The following is a 17126-nucleotide window of genomic DNA, read 5'->3' as shown; positions in this document are numbered from 1 at the left end:
CAGACATTTTTTATTCTTAACTTGCTCCTCACACACAAATAGATAATATCACTACTTCTATCAAATGGCAAGTATATTGAGTGACATTTTCAAAACTGCATAAGCAATCCAATTTCTGACAAATTAAAAAGCGCTTGGGAGTGTTGCCGTGTTTCCACCCCAGGCGCTTTTTATTTTTAACTTGCTCCTCACACACGATTAGATAATATCATTGCTTCAATTATAAAGAAAGTATTTAGTGTGACACTTTGTAAACTGCACACCTAATAAGCAATGATTTAGTGTAAAAAGTGACGTACACCAGTTAATACCATCAGTAAGCCCAGTTCGTTGGCAGCAATGATAGAATCTTTATCGCGCAAACTTCCCCCAGGTTGGACAATGGCTGTAATTCCTGCGGCTGCGGCTGTTTTGACTGAATCATCAAAGGGGAAAAATCCATCGCTGGCGAGAGTCGCACCTTTGGCTTTTTCTCCAGCTTGTTCTAGAGCAATTTTAACTGAGCCGACGCGGTTCATTTGACCAGCACCTACTCCTAGTGTAGTGCGATCGCTTGTGACAACAATGGCATTCGATTTAACATGTTTACAAACTTTCCACGCAAACAGCAATTCCGCTAATTCGCTGTCGGTGGGTTGACGTTCGGTAACTATTTGCCATTGACTGGTGTCAGCAATTATATCATCGCTAGCTTGGACAAGAAAACCACCTGCGATCGCTTTCACTGTATCCTTAGGGCCACTGCTCAAATCAGCTAGAGTCAAAACCCGCACGTTAGATTTCTTTGCTAGGATTTCTTGAGCTTCAGCTTCACAACTTGGTGCAACCACACACTCTAAAAATGTTTTAGTTAACTCGCTAGCTGTAGCCGCATCAATCGGACGGTTGAGTGCGACAATTCCACCAAAGGCAGAAGTAGAATCGGCGTTGAAAGCTTTTTGATACGCTTCGGAAATAGTACTTCCCAATGCCGTACCACAGGGATTTGTATGTTTGATAATTGTTGCTGCTGGGGTATCAGTGAATTCCGCAATAATTTGGCGTGCAGCTTCTAAATCAACTAAATTATTGTAACTAAGTTCTTTGCCTTGCAATTTTGTAGCAGCTGCCCATCCTGTTGGGGTAGTACCAGTTTGATACCAGCTGGCGGGTTGATGAGGGTTCTCGCCGTAACGCAGAGATTGTAATTGTGTGCCGCTAAGAGTGTACTGCTCTGCTTCTGCTAGGTAAGATGCGATCGCGCGATCGTAGCTAGCAGTGTGCGAGAATCCTTTTAATGCCGCCTTTTGCCGAAACTCTAGGGATGCTTCGCCGTTATTTTGCCGCAATTCCTCTAAATACTCGTCATACTGTGCGGGATCGCATAATACAGCCAAATGGGCGAAATTTTTCGATGATGCCCGTAGCATAGCCGGGCCACCGATATCAATTTGTTCAACAGCCTCTAATAATGTTACCCCTGGTTTAGCGATCGTTTCCTCAAAAGGATATAAATTCACCACCACTAAATCAATCGGGCGAATTTGGTTATTTTCTAAATCTGTAATATCTTGAGGAACATCTCGCCGCGCCAAAATTCCGCCATGAATTCGGGGATGTAGCGTTTTGACTCGACCACCTAAAATTTCTGGTGAACCTGTGTAATCTGCAACTTTGGTAACAGGGAGTCCCGCATCTTTGAGTGCTTGGGCTGTTCCCCCACTGCTGATTAAATCAAAGTCGAATTCTTCAACCAAGCTACGGGCGAGGTCAATTAAACCAGTTTTGTTAGATACACTCAGCAGGGCTAGACGCGCCATTGATCGATTCCTTAAAAGTAGGCTAGAAGCGAAGGATCTCAAGTTTTGCATAAGCCTTGGTTCACTTCAAGACCATGAGGAATAATTATTGACTCGTGTAATTTATCTGCTTACATCCCCCACAGTTAGCACTGTCGAAAATGCTGGAAATAAGGACTAAGTAGGCTTAGTCTCTAATATTTGCGATCGCCTAAACTAAAAGTAAGCATCTTTTTCCACATAACACCTATGGTTCAGTCTTCTAATCAACGCCTCACCCTAGAAGAATTTCTCGCACTTCCCGAAGGAGATATTACATACGAGTTTGTTAACGGTGAAGCTGTACCCAAATATAAAGATAATGAAATGTCACCAAAATTTTTTCATGGCTCGACTACTGGTGCTTTATTTATACTATTGTCTGCATGGGCACAAGCGAAAGGTCGAGTTGTAATTGAATGGGCAATTAAACTAACACGAAATCAACAAGATTGGATGCCTGTGGCCGATCTGACCTATATTTCTTATAACCGTCTTCCTGCTGATTGGCTGTTAGATGAAGCTTGTCCTGTCGCACCTGAATTAGTCATCGAAATCATTTCACCTGGTCAAACTTTTGGTGAAATTGCAGAAATTGCGACTGATTATCTGAAAGCTGATGTTTCTCGTGTTTGGGTGGTTGATACAAAAGCTAGAACTGTAACTGTATTTGCGCCATCTTCCTTACCGATTACTTATCGATCTCATCAAATAATTACTGATGATTTACAACCTGAATTGGAAATCACCCCTCACGCAATCTTTCAACAAGCTGGATTAAACCCCTAAAATTTCATCAGGAATCAACAGTTTTTAGCGATCGCTACTTTATGGCATCTAGCGAACTGAATCTTCTCAATACGATCCTACTTGAAGATGAAGCAGAGAACAAATAGTTAATGTAAAACAGCAAATGCCACTAAATACTAAGTCTGCTTAAAGAGATAGGATCTATGTATAAAAGTAGAATTTTAGGAGTAAACCTCTGTCTTTACAAGCCATTACCGTTCCCACAGCAACTTCTCAACCCGCAGCAGGCTTAATTGTCACTTTGCATGGTTGGGGTGCTAATGCTGAGGATGTAGCATCTTTGTTACCATTGCTCAACTTACCCGATTACCAGTTTGTATTGCCCAATGCACCTTATCCTTATCCCTATTCCCCGATAGGGAGGGCATGGTATGAGCTGCGGGGGGAAAATATGTATCAAGGTTTGGCAGAAAGTCGGCAACTGCTAACAGATTTCTTGGAATCTTTAGAAAGTACCACTGGCATACCTTTGTCACGTACCATTTTGAGTGGATTTTCTCAAGGCGGAGCAATGACTTTAGATGTCGGCTCAAAATTGCCCTTAGCAGGTTTAGTTGTCATGAGTGGGTATTTACATCCTGACGCGCTAACGGCAGCTAAAAGTGGGATTGGGCCGACTTTAATCACTCACGGTAAATATGATGAAGTTGTGCCCCTGCAAGCTGCTTTGAAGGCACGAGAAACTCTCAAGTCTCTTGGAGTGGCGGTAGAATACCACGAATTTGATATGGGGCATGAAATAGATCCAAAAACGTTAGAGGTGCTACGAAATTTCGTTGTAAATACAATTGCTTAGTCAGGATTACGAATTTTTTATAAATTCTGGTACAAATTCTGACAATTTTCACGAACTTAATGACTTCTAATGAGTAATATATATTGGGTGGCTGCGAAAGAGCGCAACTTAACCCATGCTGAAGGCGAGTGCTGCATAAGGGAGGGGCAAGTATTATGACAACTCTAAGCATTTCCCAAAAAGAAATTGCTGCCATGAGTGCAGTAGAAGTAGAAGAACTAGCTACACGTCTGGAACTGGATAATTATAGTAATGCTTTTGAGGGTTTAAATGATTGGCATCTATTGCGAGCGATCGCATTTCAGCGTCCAGAGTTAGTTGAACCCTATATCTACCTCTTAGACTTGGAACCCTACGATGAAGCGTAACAATTTTGGATTTTAAATTTTAGATTTTAGATTGGGGTCAACTGGCTACAATCAGAGATTATCAGGGGTTAATGTCTCACTTGCTTAATCCGAAAGTACCAATGCAATCTCCTTTAAATCCAAAATCCAAAATCCAAAATCTAAAATTGAACAGGGTTCTCATTGGTGTAGGTGGCGGTATCGCCGCCTACAAAATCTGTGAATTGGTTTCGACGCTGTTTAAAACTGGGGTGGAAATCCGAGTCATCCTCACTCGTTCGGCGCAAAAATTTATCACGCCTCTGACAATATCCACCCTATCTCGTCATCCCGCCTACACAGATGATGATTTTTGGCAACCAACTCACTCTCGTCCGTTGCATATTGAGTTGGGTGAATGGGCAGATATTATGGTAATTGCCCCTTTGACAGCTAATACATTAGCAAAGCTAGCCTACGGGATGGCAGATAATTTACTCACAAATACTGTGCTGGCTTCTACTTGTCCGGTGCTGTTAGCACCCGCAATGAATACTGATATGTGGGAACAGCGATCGGTGCAGCGAAATTGGCAACAGCTATTAATCGATAGCCGATATCATGGGATGAATACAGCATCAGGATTGTTAGCGTGCGATCGCGTTGGTGCTGGTAGATTAGCAGAACCTCCAGAAATTTTGGCTCACATCCAATCGCTGTTACACACTCAAGGCAAACGAGATTTAGTAGGTAAACGAGTCTTAATTAGTGCTGGGGGAACGCGAGAGTTTTTCGATCCAGTGAGGTTTATTGGTAATCCTTCTACAGGTAAAATGGGATTAGCTTTAGCGCAAGCCGCATTTCATCGAGGCGCAAACGTCACTCTGGTACATGGCCCAGCTAATTGGAATGTACCATTGGGAGTACAAGCGATTCCTGTTGTTAATGCCGAGCAAATGCAGCACGTCATGGTGGAATGTTTGCCCAGCGCTGATGTCATTGTGATGTCAGCAGCCGTGGCAGATGTGAAGCCACGAGATTATAGTACAGAGAAATTGCCCAAGCGATCGCTTCCCCAAGCTTTACCTTTGGAAGCAGTACCGGATATAGTTGCCCAGTTAGCACAACTCAAACAGCCGCATCAAAGATTAATTGGTTTTGCTGCACAAACTGGCGATATTGTCAAACCGGCATTAGAAAAGTTACACAATAAAAAACTCGATGCTATTGTTGCCAATCCTATCGATCGAGCTGATAGTGGTTTTGGTAGCGATAATAATCAAGCGATATTTTTAGATAGTCAAGGAAATCAGGTAAAAATTGCACCTTGTTCTAAATTAGAAATGGCGCATCAATTATTTGATTTTGTCATTACCGAATTTTAGATTTTCAATTTTGCAGAAAGTAGAGGTATAGCAACCGCCAAGATGGTTAGGACAAACGGTATAATCTCTGATTAAAGTACGATTGGATACTGACTAAACATTCAGTACAAGAACAGATCGTGCCAAAACCCTACAGTTACGACTTACGTCAGAAGGTAATTCAGGCAATTGAGTTAGACGGGATGAACAAGAGTAAAGCGGCTCAAGTTTTTCAAATCAGTCGAAATACAATCAACCTTTGGCTTCAACGAAAAGTCAGCACGGGAGATTATAAAGCCTTACCAAATCAACCACTCTTGTAATGGTCACAAAATTACTGACTGCTGCTATAGCATTGGGATTTAAACGCATCATGATTTTCTTTCGTTCTGTCAATGCAATTATAGAATTAGCATAAAAATTCACATATTAAGTGATTTGCATCTTGAATTTAAACCCTTTAATACTCCTGATATAAATGCGGATATTGTTGTTTTAGCTGGAGATATTGATTTAAGAGAAAGAGGAATTAAATGGGCAATTCAAAATATTCCCAATAAACCAGTGATATATGTATTAGGTAATCATGAATACTATGGAAGTGCTTATCCAAGACTTGTTGAGAAACTGAAAGATTATTCATTAGGAACTAATGTTTATGTTCTAGAGAATGATTTAGTTACCATTGAGGATGTAAATTTTTTAGGTTGTACCTTATGGACTGATTTTAAACTGTTTGGTGAACCACGTATGGCAGGTGTAGAAGCTAGTCAAGTCATGAACGATTACAAGAAAATTAGATTAAGTCCTCAATACTCAAAGTTAAGAACTATTGATACAGCCCTAATTTGTAAAAAATCAGTTAATTGGTTAAAAAATACATTATCTGGCTTGTCTGGTAAAAATGTAATTATCAGTCATCATGCTCCTAGTACAAAGTCTATACCTTTTCAATATAAAGAAGATATTTTAAGTGCTGCTTATGCTTCAAATCTTGATACCTTAGTTGAGGAGTCTGGAGCATTATTATGGATTCATGGCCACATTCACAATCAATTAGATTATCAAATCGGTTTGACTCGCGTTATTTGTAATCCGCGTGGTTATCCAGATGAACCAAATAAGTACTTTAATCCAGGATTATCAGTGGAGATTTAATAAATAGTTCAGAAGACAGGATAAACCCGCTTTCTACCTCAATACAGTTCAGTTAAAATGATGAAATTACTGAACCATTAGCTGAATAACAAAAGCTATATTCAGCATTCAAGGATATGGGTGCATCTAGTTATTGATTATGAATCAGCTTACAACAAAATCTTGGCAAGAAGTCCTCGCTGCTTTCAAACAAATCTGGGGTTATGAAGATTTCCGTCCACCGCAAGGAGAAATTGTTAGTAGTTTATTGTTACAAAAAGATGCGCTGATTATTATGCCTACAGGTGGCGGTAAGTCGATTTGTTTTCAACTTCCCGCACTGCTACAAACAGGATTAACTTTGGTAGTTTCGCCCTTGGTGGCATTGATGGAAAATCAAGTTCAGGAACTACTACAAAGCCACCAAAAAGCAGCGCTTTTACATAGTGAATTGTCTTCATCTCAACGCCGTGCAACTCTGCAAGCTTTAGAACGTCAACAGCTAAGATTACTTTATTTATCGCCCGAAACTTTGCTCAGTGTCCCAGTGTGGGAAAGATTATGCCACCCGCAATTGCAAATTAATGGTTTGATTTTAGATGAAGCTCATTGTTTAGTGCAGTGGGGTGATACTTTTCGCCCAGCTTATCGCAGATTAGGGGCGGTGCGTCCGGCATTGCTCAAATCAAAACCACCAGGAACAAAAATTAGTATCGCCGCTTTTACTGCTACTGCTGACCCCTCAGCCCAAAAAACTATTCAAACAGTTTTACAATTACAGCAACCAGAGATTTTCCGCTTGAATCCTTACCGTCCGAATTTGCATCCCAGCGTTCGCATTGCTTGGACACCACGAGGTAGAAAACAACAATTATTAAAGTTTATTCAAAATAGACCGCAACAATCGGGATTAGTTTACGTTCGCACTCGGAGAGATAGCGAAGATTTAGCCCAATGGTTAGCAGAGATGGATTTTGCTACAGCTAGCTATCATGCGGGATTGGGTGCAACTGAACGCCGTGAAGTAGAAGCAAGCTGGTTAAGTGGCAAAATCCCTTTTGTGGTTTGTACCTGTGCGTTTGGTATGGGGATAAATAAAAGTGATGTTCGCTGGGTTGCCCATTTTCACGCACCACATCTGCTATCTGAATATGTGCAAGAAATTGGCCGCGCTGGAAGGGATGGGAAACCAGCCGAAGCGTTGACATTGGTGAGTGAACCTACAGGGTGGTTAGATTCAGGGGATAAGCAAAGACAGGAATTTTTTCAAGAGCAAATGCGATCGCAACAACAAATAGCGCAGCAACTTGTGAAAAAATTACCAAAACAGGGAGAAGTGAATGCAGTAACTCGACAATTTCCCGAAGGTGCAACGGCGCTAGCTTTACTCCATAGCAATGGACAGTTAAACTGGCTCGATCCTTTCCATTACAGCATTGGGCAAAAAGCGGGAAATCAGCCACCGACGCAATTACACGCCGCTAAACAAATGCAGCAATATCTAACAACTAAGCAGTGTCGTTGGCAGTTTTTGTTAAATGCCTTTGGTTTTGATAAAGAAGCTGCTAACCTGCGTTGCGGACATTGCGACAATTGCCGCTAAACTGCCCTTGCTTGCGATCGCAGAAGAGTTTCTCGCCAAATACTTAGGTGGTAGATTTGAACCTTTGGGAGATATGCCCGGTCATTCGGACGTAATTAAATAAAATCAAGTCTCAAAAAGAAAAAGATGCTTAGAAAAAGTCACTGACCACTTTGATATTTGTAATTCCGAGGTCTAAGGATGTATTCAAGCACTTTCGACTGAACCTCATTGAGGAATTTATCTTGAATTTTTTCAACATCAAGTTTTCTGGCAAACTCAACTTCTGAAAGAATCTCCTGGCATTCGTCTCTTGTTGCCCCATTTACTCCATATAGTATTCCAGTTGGATATTCATGAATACAATACTGAAGCCATTGAATCTGAATATTTAGTAAGTCTTTATGTACTTCATTATTGCTGGGTTCGAGCAAGTAACATTCCTTGAGTAACCCATAGTCAGTTTTAAAGTCAATCTGCTTGTGGAGATGCTTTACTCTGTAAAAATTTTGGGCTGTACGAGCAAGCCACAAAACTGACCAAGGATCGCGCTTTTGATAACCGCTAAGAAGAACAGGAAACACAAGCTGTTCATAAAGCTCATAGCGAATTCTATATCGATCGCATTCTGGATTTTCTAGAAACTCGCGAGTCCACAATTCTTTCTCGTTAAATGAAGCAAATGAAGTAATAAACTGCTGAAGGTGTTGTCTGGCTAGGGTGCGAAAGCCAAGTGTTTTACAATGCAAGTATTGTTTGTAATACTCAAGCTCCATACCTCTTACTTCCGGTAGTTTCAACCACACTAACATTCACAGGTTTAAGCACTCTGATGCTCAGACTTTTCTTTTTGCAACAGAAAATCGAGATAGTCTTGTAATTGCAACAGCCTCGCTTCAGATAGCTGGCGTAACTTGGCTAAAATGATTTCTTCTTGCTGCCACTGGGCAATAGGGATAATTTGAGATGCTGGTACTTCGATTGTTACATGGGGCAAATCAAACCCTTCCAGACTATACCCGTCCTCTTCCCCTTCAGGCATGTGGTAATGTTCCACAATTGTTGCAACATTCCCGCGTTTCAGGTTGTATTCTGGTAAGTCTTGCGTTAAAGCAACTTGGGAGAATAGGGGGTATTTTACCTTCATAAGTTTCCTCCTTGATCTGGCACTAAGGTAACAAATTTGGTTGTATCGTTGGCAACCATCCAAATAGTTAAAATATTGAGTTCAACGCCATTAATCCCTCGCAGACACGCACGAATGGCATACTTCTGACCATAGCGAGTTGTTTCGATCGCCTCGGCAGGTTGCGTTAAAACTTGAGCGCGTAGATCCCGTTCCAGTTGTTGCCAGTTGTCTAGTGTGTACCCAGCCCTAGCCAGAAATTTAGATTTATCGTCTTTTGGCAACGGCACAAGTAGATATTTAGTTAGCTTTTCTTCTGCGATTATTGCATCCTGCGGTAAAAACGCCATCAGCTCATGGCATAAATTTTGGGTAGGAATTATTGACTACATTTTACTGTGAGAGGCTAGCCGTCTGAGTATTTGAGATATGCTTTATCCAGCTTTGAGTACTTGCTCGGCAGTTAGCTGTAATTCTGGGAAAATAGTAGAAGCGATCGCACTGTTTCTTGTAAATCTGGTTTCTTCATAAAACCCGTCAACTAATATCAGTACGGTAACTACATTTATTTGTGGATCGACAATCCAATATTCAGCAATTCCCCTCGCTGCATACTCAGAACGTTTGTAGCGATAGTCCCGATCTTCATTAGCTTTGCCAGGAGAAACAACTTCGACAACTAATGCTGGAGGTGGTATATCCAAAGTGATTGTAGATCGCGTTGCACCTTCTAAGGCTGTTGCTAGTTCATCCGTCAGCACAACTAAGTCAGGAATGCGAGTTGTCGCGCGAGAACCAGCAACAACAATTTCAACTTTGTTACTTAACCGATTAACTGGGACAAACTTGAGGAAATTGATCAGCAAAAAGAGAGATATCTGGGCATTTTTTGGGCTTTCGGGTGGTATTGCAACTAACTCACCTGCCACAAGTTCATATTGGCTATCGGTGCCATCGTCATACTTCAAATATTCCTCAAGCGTTAGACCTTTGCCAGCGATCGCAGTCATTGAATTATTCAATCCTAAATCCAAAATTTGTCAGTAGGAAAATACTAGAACAGCATTTAAAACTCAGTACACTTCGTCATGAGTGCCAATATCAATTAGCAAAATTTCCTCTTCCCCAGATTCTATATTTTGCACGAAGTTAAAGACAATGCGACAATCATAGTCCACTGAACACGCCCAAGCTCCAGACAGTTTGCCTTTAAGTTTATGAGTCTGCAACAATGGATCAAATGGATCGGCGGTTAGTAGTGCTAACCGCTCTCCAATCCGCTCTTGTAATTCTGGCTGTCGTCGTACCAATCGCTTAAATGCTCGTTTAAACGATGATGCCAAAACTACAGTTATCACTTGCGTAACTCATCCATTATTTGAGTAACTGTACCACGGAACACTTTTCCCGACTGGTATTCTACTTGTGCTTGAGCGATATTAGCAGCAATTTCAGATCGCCGCCGTTCTGCCAACCTATGACTTATCAGATCAATTAATGTTTCTTGTTCATCTACTGATAAGTCTTCGATGCTTTCTAGAACTTGATCTAACCTGGAAACTGAAGTCATTATTTATTCTTACCTTGTTTGCAGTACATAACTATTACGTATGCCTAAAATTGCTGCAAAAACCGCAAATCACTAGTATACAAGCGACGAATATCATCGATTTGATGTAACACCATTGCAAAGCGTTCTACACCAAAACCGGCAGCAAACCCTGTATAAACTTCTGGGTCATAACCCACAGACTTAAGTACATTTGGATCGACCATACCGCAGCCCATCACTTCCAGCCAGCGCCCATTCCACTGCAAATCCACTTCAGCCGAAGGTTCGGTAAACGGGAAATAACTAGCGCGGAAGCGAATTGGTAAATCGCCAAATATTGCTTGTAAAAATACCTTAATTGTGCCTTTGAGGTCTGTAAAAGTTAGTCCCTCATCAATGGCTAAAAGTTCTATTTGATGGAAAACTGCTGAGTGAGTCGCGTCTACATTATCTCGCCGATAAACTCGCCCTGGAGCCACGACCCGAATCGGTGGTTCTTCTCTTTCCATGTAACGAATTTGCACTGATGAGGTATGAGTCCGTAAAAGATTCCCATCTGGCAGGTAGAAGGTATCCTGCATATCACGCGCGGGGTGGTCAGGCGGGGTATTGAGAGCCTCGAAATTATAATAATCTGTTTCCATCTCTGGCCCTTGAGCCACGGTATAGCCCATACCGACAAAGATATCCAGCGCCCGATCGATAATTCCATTGAGAGGATGAATCCGACCTTGGGGGCTGTAAATTCCCGGCATAGTTACATCCAGAGTTTCCGCCTCTAGCAAAGCTTGAATTTGCGCGGCTTCTAAGGCAGCACGTTGCTGGTCTAGACTAGTTTGCAGAGATTCTTTGACTGTATTGGCGATCGCTCCAATTTTTGGTCGTTCCTCTGCACTCATCTGCCCCATACTTCGCAACAGCGCCCCCAGTTCCCCTTTTTTACCCAGATAGTTAACTCTGAGTTCCTCCAGACGTTCTAAGGTGTCGGCGGCTGCGATCGCTTTTTCTCCTTCTTGCCGCAGTGCTAAAAGTTGAGCTTCTAAATTGCTAGTCATTAGTTATTAGTCATTGGTCATTTGTCATTAGTCTATAGTCAAAAGCTGTGAACCGATCGATAAATAAACTTACAGTTATACCATTAACATCAGCCAAAGGTGAGGGTTGAAACCAAATCTCTGTTTATCAGTTATAGACGATTGGGCTAGTACAGCGGTCGTGTAAATCCAGCTAACATCTCACTTAACCAGACTTGGAGATTGAGCAACTTGTCTTAAAAGTAGGCAAAATTCCGCCACACTCTCTAGTGAGTATAAATATTTTTTTGCTGATTGTGACCTCAGACATTGACAAATGGCTAATAACAAATAACTAATAACTAATGATCGATGACTAATGACCAATGACCAATGACCAATGACTAATGACCATGAAATTACTAATTAGCAACGATGATGGCATTTCTGCCTTGGGGATTCGTACCCTAGCCAACTATTTGGCAGAGGCTGGTCATGATGTGAGTGTAGTTTGTCCCGATCGGGAGCGATCGGCAACTGGACACGGGTTAACTTTACACCAACCGATTCGCGCCGAAATTGTTGAAGAGATTTTTCATCCTACTGTCAAAGCTTGGGCTTGTGATGGTACGCCTTCAGATTGCGTCAAATTGGCGCTGTGGGCTTTGCTAGAAACTCCCCCGGATTTAGTTCTCTCTGGTATTAATCAAGGTGCGAATTTGGGAACTGAAATTCTGTATTCTGGCACTGTTTCTGCGGCAATGGAAGGTTTAATTGAAGGCATTCCCAGTGTAGCGCTGAGTCTGATGAGTCACACATCTAAAGATTTTCAAGCTGCTGCTAAGTTTGCCACAGTTCTCGTAGACCAGTTAGCCCAAAAACCGCTGCCAGATTTAATGTTGCTCAACGTCAATATTCCTGCGGTCAAATGGGAAGAAATTGCCGGAGTTGCTCTCACCCGTCAAGGCCTACGGCATTACATTGATGTGTTTAATAAACGAGTCGATCCTCGTGGAAAAACGTACTACTGGTTAACCGGAGAGGTAGTTGAGGATGTGGAACTCCCAAGCGGATTAAATCTGCCTCCAAATGTACCTACAGATGTGGAAGTTGTACGTAAAAACTACATCAGTATCACTCCATTACAATACAATCTTACTTACGCAACTGGATTAGATAAATTATCAGATTGGGAATTCAATTTTCCTGGAATCATTTGATTTATCAGGACAAAAATGGGGTTATTCAAATACATCACGAAAAATGTAGGCTATAACGTAGGGGCACTCTTGAAATAAGCGATACACATTCACCCCAAAACCTAAAAAGTTCTAACTGACGTCTTTCATTCACATTTACACAATCAGCCAGAAACAGGATATGCTGTTTTACCAAGAAATCCTTCCTCAAGCAAAATCAGTGAGACAGCATAAACTTCAACAAAAGAAGTAACAATTCTTTCATTTATCGCCCGCTCAGTCCAGCAAGCAACACCCATGTCTAGGATAGAGAATCAATTTACCGTACAATTTTGGGGCGTTCGTGGCAGCATCCCCAGCCCTGGGCCACACACTGTTCGTTACGGCGGTAATACCCCTTGCATATCAATGCAAGCGGGCGATAAACGCTTAGTTTTCGATGCTGGCACGGGACTACATGTTTTGGGGCAATCTCTGTTGCGCCAAATGCCGTTAGAAGCTCACATATTTTTTACCCACTCTCACTGGGATCACATGCAAGGTTTTCCCTTCTTTACGCCAGGGTTTGTAAAGGGGAATGACTTTCATATTTACGGCGCGATCGCACCTGATGGTTCTACCATAGAACAGCGCCTCAACGATCAAATGTTGCACCCGAACTTTCCCGTACCCTTGCAGATTATGCAAGCCAATTTAAATTTCTACGACATTCGACCGGGGCAACCAATCCACATTGATGACCTTACCGTAGAAACAGCACCTTTAAACCATCCAGGTGAAGCTGTTGGATACCGCGTCAACTGGCGTGGTGGTGCAGCTACTTACATCACTGATACCGAACATTTTCCCGATCGACTTGATGACAATGTGTTGTGGTTAGCTCGTAATGCTGACATTCTGGTTTACGATTCTACCTACACAGACGAGGAATACCACTCGCCAAAATCCCCGAAAATTGGCTGGGGACATTCTACTTGGCAAGAAGCTGTAAAAGTGGCACAAGCCGCTAACGTCAAAACTCTGGTGATTTACCACCACGACCCGGCGCACGATGACGACTTTTTGGATCGTGTCGGCAAAGAAGCCGCTGAAAAATTTCCTGGTGCGATTATGGCACGGGAAGGATTGGTACTTCAGGTTCCGACCTCAGTTGTCTTATCAGAATCTTTTCCTGTTAGCAAGTTTTCTACCTAAAGATTGCGATCGGAGGAATTGGAGATTTTAGATTAGATTGGTGATCAGAGGCTTTCAGCGCTCCTGAAGGCGGTTTACCATAGGGTAGCTTCCTGCTGAGAGCTAAAATAAACCTAAAATCTCAGAATCCACGTGCTAAATTTGTCTAAAAATGGGTGTTCTGTGCGGGTTGCTTTTTCTAGCGTTGGGCTACTAACGCCGACTGCTGTTGCCCTTGGCAAGTTTGATGGCGTTCATCTTGGTCATCAAAGGGTAATTCAACCAGTCTTGCACGCTGGTGGTCACTTATCAGTAGCTAGTAGTCCGCACTCAAAGGAAAATCAACTGACAAATCAAGAATATACTTATTCAACAGTTGTCACCTTTGACCCCCATCCACAGGAGTTTTTTACAGGGCAACCCAGGACTTTGTTAACGCCACTGGATGAAAAAGTCCAACAATTGCGATCGCTTGGGGTAGAACAACTGGTATTACTACCCTTTGATAAAGAATTGTCTGCGTTGACCCCCGAAGAATTTGTCGAAAAAATTCTCGTGCAACAACTGCGATGCCAACGAATTAGCATCGGGCAGGATTTTTGTTTTGGCGAAAAGCGCAGTGGTACTGCTCAAGATTTGCAATTACTCGCCGCCAAGCACAATATTCCCGTTACCATCGTTCCCTTACAAACTTATACAGGTGATTCGTCCACCCAAACCAGTTGCGTCAGTACTACTCCGACTCAAGATGCCCGTATTAGCACTTCATTGATCCGCCAAAACCTTGAGCAGGGAGACATCGAAAACGCAAATCTGTTACTAGGACGCCCTTACGCCCTTCTTGGTGATGTCGTTCAAGGTCAACAATTGGGCAGAACAATTGGCTTTCCCACCGCTAACCTCCAATTACCAAAAGAAAAGTTTTTGCCCCGTCAAGGAGTCTACGCTGTCCGTGTTTTCACTCTCAATGAAACATCTGATACTGTTCCTAGTGAGAACTTGGGTGTCATGAATATCGGTAATCGTCCAACTGTAAACGGTACTTATTCATCTGCGGAAGTACATTTATTCGATTGGTCTGGTGATTTGTATGGCAAAAAACTGGTTGTGCAACTAGTTAAATTTTTGCGCCCCGAACAAAAATTTCCTTCTCTCGAAGCCCTGAAAACACAAATTCAACTTGACTGCGTTGTTGCTAGAGAAGTTTTGAGTGCTGGAGCGGAAAGTTAAAAGTTAGGAGTTAAGAGTTAGGAGTTTGGAGTCATTCAATTTTGGATTTTAGATTTTAGATTTTTATTTCAATCCAAAATTCAAAATTCAAAATCTAAAATTGGCAGAGTTACGAGTTCTAAGTGGGAACAATGTATTTAGGAAAATTGAGCATTGGGCATTAGGGAAGAATTCTTATAACTCCTGACTCCTAACTCCCAACTCCCCATTACACATTCCTCACTCCCCACAACGCATGAGAGAAAAAATCGACGCTTTAACACAAAATCTGGCTCTTACCATCGTTGGCAAAGCTGAGGCAATACGCTTAGTGCTAGTAGCATTGCTAGGTGGTGGCCATGCTCTCTTAGAAGATGTTCCTGGTGTTGGTAAAACCCTACTCGCTAAATCCTTAGCTCGCTCGCTGGATGGCAAGTTTCAACGGCTACAATGCACTCCCGATTTACTGCCAACTGATATTACCGGCACCAACATCTGGAACCCAAAAAGCGGCGAATTTACTTTTTTGCCTGGGCCAGTCTTTACCAATGTGTTATTAGCTGATGAAATTAACCGCGCCACACCCCGCACTCAGTCAGCTTTATTGGAAGTTATGGAGGAACATCAGGTAACAGTTGATGGTGTCTCTCGTGCAGTTCCTCAGCCCTTCTTTGTAATTGCTACTCAAAACCCTATCGAGTATCAAGGTACTTTTCCTCTGCCAGAAGCGCAAATGGATCGGTTTATGTTGTCGCTGAGTTTGGGCTATCCTTCTGAGGCAGAAGAACTCCTGATGCTACAAAATCTCCAAAATGGTGTCAAAGTTGCTAATTTGCAGCCTTGTATTACCTTGGCAGAAGTGCAGGAATTGCGTTATCTCTGCTCTCAAGTAAAAGTAGCAACTTCCTTGCAACAATACATTCTCGAATTGGTACGGGCAACACGTCAAGATGAGGAAATCGCCCTTGGTGTCAGTCCCCGTGGCACATTAGCATTACAACGGGCTGCTCAAGCCTTAGCTTTTCTATTAGGGCGTGATTATGCCATTCCCGATGATGTGAAATTTCTTGTCCCTTATGTTCTGTGCCATCGACTTATTCCTAGAGGAGGGCGCAATTCAAGAACTGTTGTTGAGCGATTATTGCGATCGGTTTCTATTCCTTAATGCAAAGTGACTTCAACGAGCTAAAAAACAGCTATCCAAGGTAGCGGTAACTGCATTTCTTGCTGGAAAAAATATTTTTCATTTTAGTAAATACCTCATAATAGTCATACTTGAATGAACTTAAGTTTCTTGAACCTGCCGGAATTTGGGCGTGTTAAAATCTCTTACAAAAGAGGTGGATAACAGATGAAAGCGATCGAAGTTACTGGCAAAATTGATTCTCAAGGAAACCTAATTTTAGATGAGCCGATTCAGGGAAACACTTATCCTCATCAGGTTCGGGTGATTGTGTTGGTTTCAGAACAAGCAGAAGCAGAAGAGCTTGACCCTGATGATACGCCCGTTGAGGAGATTAAAGCTAGTTTGAGGAGAGCCTTGCAGCAAGCCAAAACAGGGCAACGCTTGCCATTATCTCAAATGTGGGAGGGAATTGATGCTGAATGAACAGCTATCGGTATTCATCGATTTAACTCCTGAATATAAACAAAACTTGCGTGACCTTTCAAAAAAATTTCGCAATATTCGCTCTGATGTTCAACCAATTATTGAGCAATTACAACAAGGAAATATTGTATGAGATAGAATTGCGGGCATTGGTGAGGAGTATGTTGTTTATAAGGTGAGAGTTCGTAACAGTAGTATCCAAAAAGGTAAGAGTGCTGGATACCGATTGATTTATCAAGTTGAGTCACCTACAAGTATTTTGCTACTAACGATTTATTCCAAATCTGTCTGAGAAGATATTGGTGCAAATGAAATCCGAGATATTGTGGCTGATTTTTATAGTGAGTCAGGTTAAAACTACTATAGGAATCCTATTTGATTTTTGAAAAAGATTACGAGATAATACGGATGAG

At 42.0% G+C, this 17126-nt stretch carries 19 protein-coding genes and 2 pseudogenes; 13 read left to right on the top strand and 8 right to left on the bottom strand.

Annotated features, from left to right (window positions below):
- Positions 1–278: 278 nt before the first annotated feature.
- Positions 279–1799 (bottom strand): bifunctional phosphoribosylaminoimidazolecarboxamide formyltransferase/IMP cyclohydrolase, encoded by a 1521-nt coding sequence (purH, locus tag RM049_RS32435; protein WP_322707106.1) that lies wholly within the window; start codon positions 1797–1799, stop codon positions 279–281.
- A 228-nt stretch (positions 1800–2027) separates the two neighbouring features.
- Between purH and RM049_RS32430 the strand changes: the two genes are divergently transcribed.
- The 7 genes and pseudogenes from RM049_RS32430 to RM049_RS32400 all read left to right on the top strand — a co-directional run bounded on the left by RM049_RS32430 (position 2028) and on the right by RM049_RS32400 (position 7853).
- Positions 2028–2606 (top strand): Uma2 family endonuclease, encoded by a 579-nt coding sequence (locus tag RM049_RS32430; RefSeq protein ID WP_322707104.1) that lies wholly within the window; start codon positions 2028–2030, stop codon positions 2604–2606.
- A gap of 211 nt (positions 2607–2817) precedes the next feature.
- Positions 2818–3423: an alpha/beta hydrolase gene (locus RM049_RS32425; RefSeq protein WP_416211849.1), complete on the top strand. Its 606-nt coding sequence runs from the start codon at positions 2818–2820 to the stop codon at positions 3421–3423.
- A 155-nt stretch (positions 3424–3578) separates the two neighbouring features.
- Entirely contained in the window at positions 3579–3791 is a 213-nt protein-coding gene (locus RM049_RS32420; RefSeq protein WP_094351471.1) for a DUF2555 domain-containing protein, read from the top strand.
- A 101-nt stretch (positions 3792–3892) separates the two neighbouring features.
- A complete protein-coding gene (gene coaBC / locus RM049_RS32415; RefSeq protein ID WP_322707103.1) occupies positions 3893–5134 on the top strand; it encodes a bifunctional phosphopantothenoylcysteine decarboxylase/phosphopantothenate--cysteine ligase CoaBC in 1242 nt (413 codons plus the stop codon).
- 119 nt (positions 5135–5253) lie between these two features.
- Positions 5254–5455, top strand: a pseudogene (locus tag RM049_RS32410) (IS630 transposase-related protein); the annotation flags it as partial.
- Positions 5456–5521: 66 nt separating this feature from the next.
- On the top strand, positions 5522–6271 hold the full coding sequence (locus RM049_RS32405; RefSeq protein ID WP_322707124.1) for a metallophosphoesterase: 750 nt from the start codon (positions 5522–5524) through the stop codon (positions 6269–6271).
- Positions 6272–6410: 139 nt separating this feature from the next.
- Complete coding sequence (locus tag RM049_RS32400) at positions 6411–7853, top strand: ATP-dependent DNA helicase RecQ (RefSeq protein WP_322707102.1); 1443 nt, start codon at positions 6411–6413, stop codon at positions 7851–7853.
- A gap of 140 nt (positions 7854–7993) precedes the next feature.
- On the opposite strand, the gene RM049_RS32395 is transcribed toward RM049_RS32400, so the two are convergent.
- The 7 genes from RM049_RS32395 to pheS form a co-directional block, all read right to left on the bottom strand.
- Entirely contained in the window at positions 7994–8608 is a 615-nt protein-coding gene (locus tag RM049_RS32395) for a hypothetical protein (RefSeq protein ID WP_322707101.1), read from the bottom strand.
- Positions 8609–8652: 44 nt separating this feature from the next.
- The gene (locus RM049_RS32390; RefSeq protein WP_322707100.1) at positions 8653–8979 is read right to left on the bottom strand and encodes a DUF4926 domain-containing protein; all 327 of its coding nucleotides are present in this window, start codon (positions 8977–8979) and stop codon (positions 8653–8655) included.
- Entirely contained in the window at positions 8976–9308 is a 333-nt protein-coding gene (locus RM049_RS32385; protein WP_322707099.1) for a DUF6883 domain-containing protein, read from the bottom strand. The genes RM049_RS32390 and RM049_RS32385 overlap by 4 nt, the downstream gene beginning before the upstream one ends.
- Before the next feature lie 84 nt (positions 9309–9392).
- Positions 9393–9968 (bottom strand): Uma2 family endonuclease, encoded by a 576-nt coding sequence (locus RM049_RS32380; RefSeq protein ID WP_322707123.1) that lies wholly within the window; start codon positions 9966–9968, stop codon positions 9393–9395.
- Positions 9969–10031: 63 nt separating this feature from the next.
- On the bottom strand, positions 10032–10316 hold the full coding sequence (locus RM049_RS32375; RefSeq protein WP_190730806.1) for a type II toxin-antitoxin system YafQ family toxin: 285 nt from the start codon (positions 10314–10316) through the stop codon (positions 10032–10034).
- On the bottom strand, positions 10313–10528 hold the full coding sequence (locus RM049_RS32370) for a hypothetical protein (RefSeq protein WP_322675258.1): 216 nt from the start codon (positions 10526–10528) through the stop codon (positions 10313–10315). Before RM049_RS32370 ends, RM049_RS32375 begins: the two co-directional genes overlap by 4 nt.
- Before the next feature lie 44 nt (positions 10529–10572).
- A complete protein-coding gene (gene pheS, locus RM049_RS32365) occupies positions 10573–11565 on the bottom strand; it encodes a phenylalanine--tRNA ligase subunit alpha (protein WP_322707098.1) in 993 nt (330 codons plus the stop codon).
- Positions 11566–11936: 371 nt separating this feature from the next.
- Between pheS and surE the strand changes: the two genes are divergently transcribed.
- The 6 genes and pseudogenes from surE (at position 11937) to RM049_RS39445 (ending at position 17005) form a co-directional block, all read left to right on the top strand.
- Positions 11937–12743 carry a 5'/3'-nucleotidase SurE gene (gene surE / locus RM049_RS32360; RefSeq protein WP_322707122.1) on the top strand — a complete coding sequence of 269 codons (807 nt, stop codon included), beginning with the start codon at positions 11937–11939 and terminating at the stop codon, positions 12741–12743.
- Positions 12744–13019: 276 nt separating this feature from the next.
- Positions 13020–13916, top strand: coding sequence for an MBL fold metallo-hydrolase (locus RM049_RS32355; protein ID WP_322675259.1), 897 nt, complete (start codon positions 13020–13022; stop codon positions 13914–13916).
- Between the two features lie 132 nt (positions 13917–14048).
- Positions 14049–15125, top strand: a complete 1077-nt coding sequence (locus RM049_RS32350; protein WP_322707097.1) for a bifunctional riboflavin kinase/FAD synthetase — start codon at positions 14049–14051, stop codon at positions 15123–15125.
- A gap of 235 nt (positions 15126–15360) precedes the next feature.
- Positions 15361–16269, top strand: coding sequence for a MoxR family ATPase (locus RM049_RS32345; protein ID WP_322707096.1), 909 nt, complete (start codon positions 15361–15363; stop codon positions 16267–16269).
- A 186-nt stretch (positions 16270–16455) separates the two neighbouring features.
- Positions 16456–16713 carry a hypothetical protein gene (locus tag RM049_RS32340; RefSeq protein ID WP_322707095.1) on the top strand — a complete coding sequence of 86 codons (258 nt, stop codon included), beginning with the start codon at positions 16456–16458 and terminating at the stop codon, positions 16711–16713.
- A pseudogene (locus RM049_RS39445) lies at positions 16703–17005 on the top strand (type II toxin-antitoxin system RelE family toxin). Before RM049_RS32340 ends, RM049_RS39445 begins: the two are co-directional and overlap by 11 nt.
- Positions 17006–17126: the final 121 nt, after the last annotated feature.

It is taken from the genome of Nostoc sp. DedQUE04 (genome assembly GCF_034530995.1).
Taxonomy (GTDB): domain Bacteria; phylum Cyanobacteriota; class Cyanobacteriia; order Cyanobacteriales; family Nostocaceae; genus Nostoc.
The sequence above is the reverse complement of the archived record's forward strand: the minus strand, read 5'-3'. Positions and strand labels throughout refer to the sequence as shown.

What these genes read in the sequence shown, in the direction of transcription:
- RM049_RS32380 (WP_322707123.1), bottom strand. Translation starts at nt 9,968, where the DNA reads ATGACTGCGATCGCTGGCAAAGGTCTAACGCTTGAGGAATATTTGAAG.
- RM049_RS32355 (WP_322675259.1), top strand. Translation starts at nt 13,020, where the DNA reads ATGTCTAGGATAGAGAATCAATTTACCGTACAATTTTGGGGCGTTCGT.
- RM049_RS32395 (WP_322707101.1), bottom strand. Translation starts at nt 8,608, where the DNA reads ATGGAGCTTGAGTATTACAAACAATACTTGCATTGTAAAACACTTGGC.
- RM049_RS32340 (WP_322707095.1), top strand. Translation starts at nt 16,456, where the DNA reads ATGAAAGCGATCGAAGTTACTGGCAAAATTGATTCTCAAGGAAACCTA.
- RM049_RS32345 (WP_322707096.1), top strand. Translation starts at nt 15,361, where the DNA reads ATGAGAGAAAAAATCGACGCTTTAACACAAAATCTGGCTCTTACCATC.
- purH (WP_322707106.1), bottom strand. Translation starts at nt 1,799, where the DNA reads ATGGCGCGTCTAGCCCTGCTGAGTGTATCTAACAAAACTGGTTTAATT.
- RM049_RS32400 (WP_322707102.1), top strand. Translation starts at nt 6,411, where the DNA reads ATGAATCAGCTTACAACAAAATCTTGGCAAGAAGTCCTCGCTGCTTTC.
- RM049_RS32430 (WP_322707104.1), top strand. Translation starts at nt 2,028, where the DNA reads ATGGTTCAGTCTTCTAATCAACGCCTCACCCTAGAAGAATTTCTCGCA.
- RM049_RS32370 (WP_322675258.1), bottom strand. Translation starts at nt 10,528, where the DNA reads ATGACTTCAGTTTCCAGGTTAGATCAAGTTCTAGAAAGCATCGAAGAC.
- pheS (WP_322707098.1), bottom strand. Translation starts at nt 11,565, where the DNA reads ATGACTAGCAATTTAGAAGCTCAACTTTTAGCACTGCGGCAAGAAGGA.
- surE (WP_322707122.1), top strand. Translation starts at nt 11,937, where the DNA reads ATGAAATTACTAATTAGCAACGATGATGGCATTTCTGCCTTGGGGATT.
- RM049_RS32390 (WP_322707100.1), bottom strand. Translation starts at nt 8,979, where the DNA reads ATGAAGGTAAAATACCCCCTATTCTCCCAAGTTGCTTTAACGCAAGAC.
- RM049_RS32385 (WP_322707099.1), bottom strand. Translation starts at nt 9,308, where the DNA reads ATGGCGTTTTTACCGCAGGATGCAATAATCGCAGAAGAAAAGCTAACT.
- RM049_RS32420 (WP_094351471.1), top strand. Translation starts at nt 3,579, where the DNA reads ATGACAACTCTAAGCATTTCCCAAAAAGAAATTGCTGCCATGAGTGCA.
- coaBC (WP_322707103.1), top strand. Translation starts at nt 3,893, where the DNA reads ATGCAATCTCCTTTAAATCCAAAATCCAAAATCCAAAATCTAAAATTG.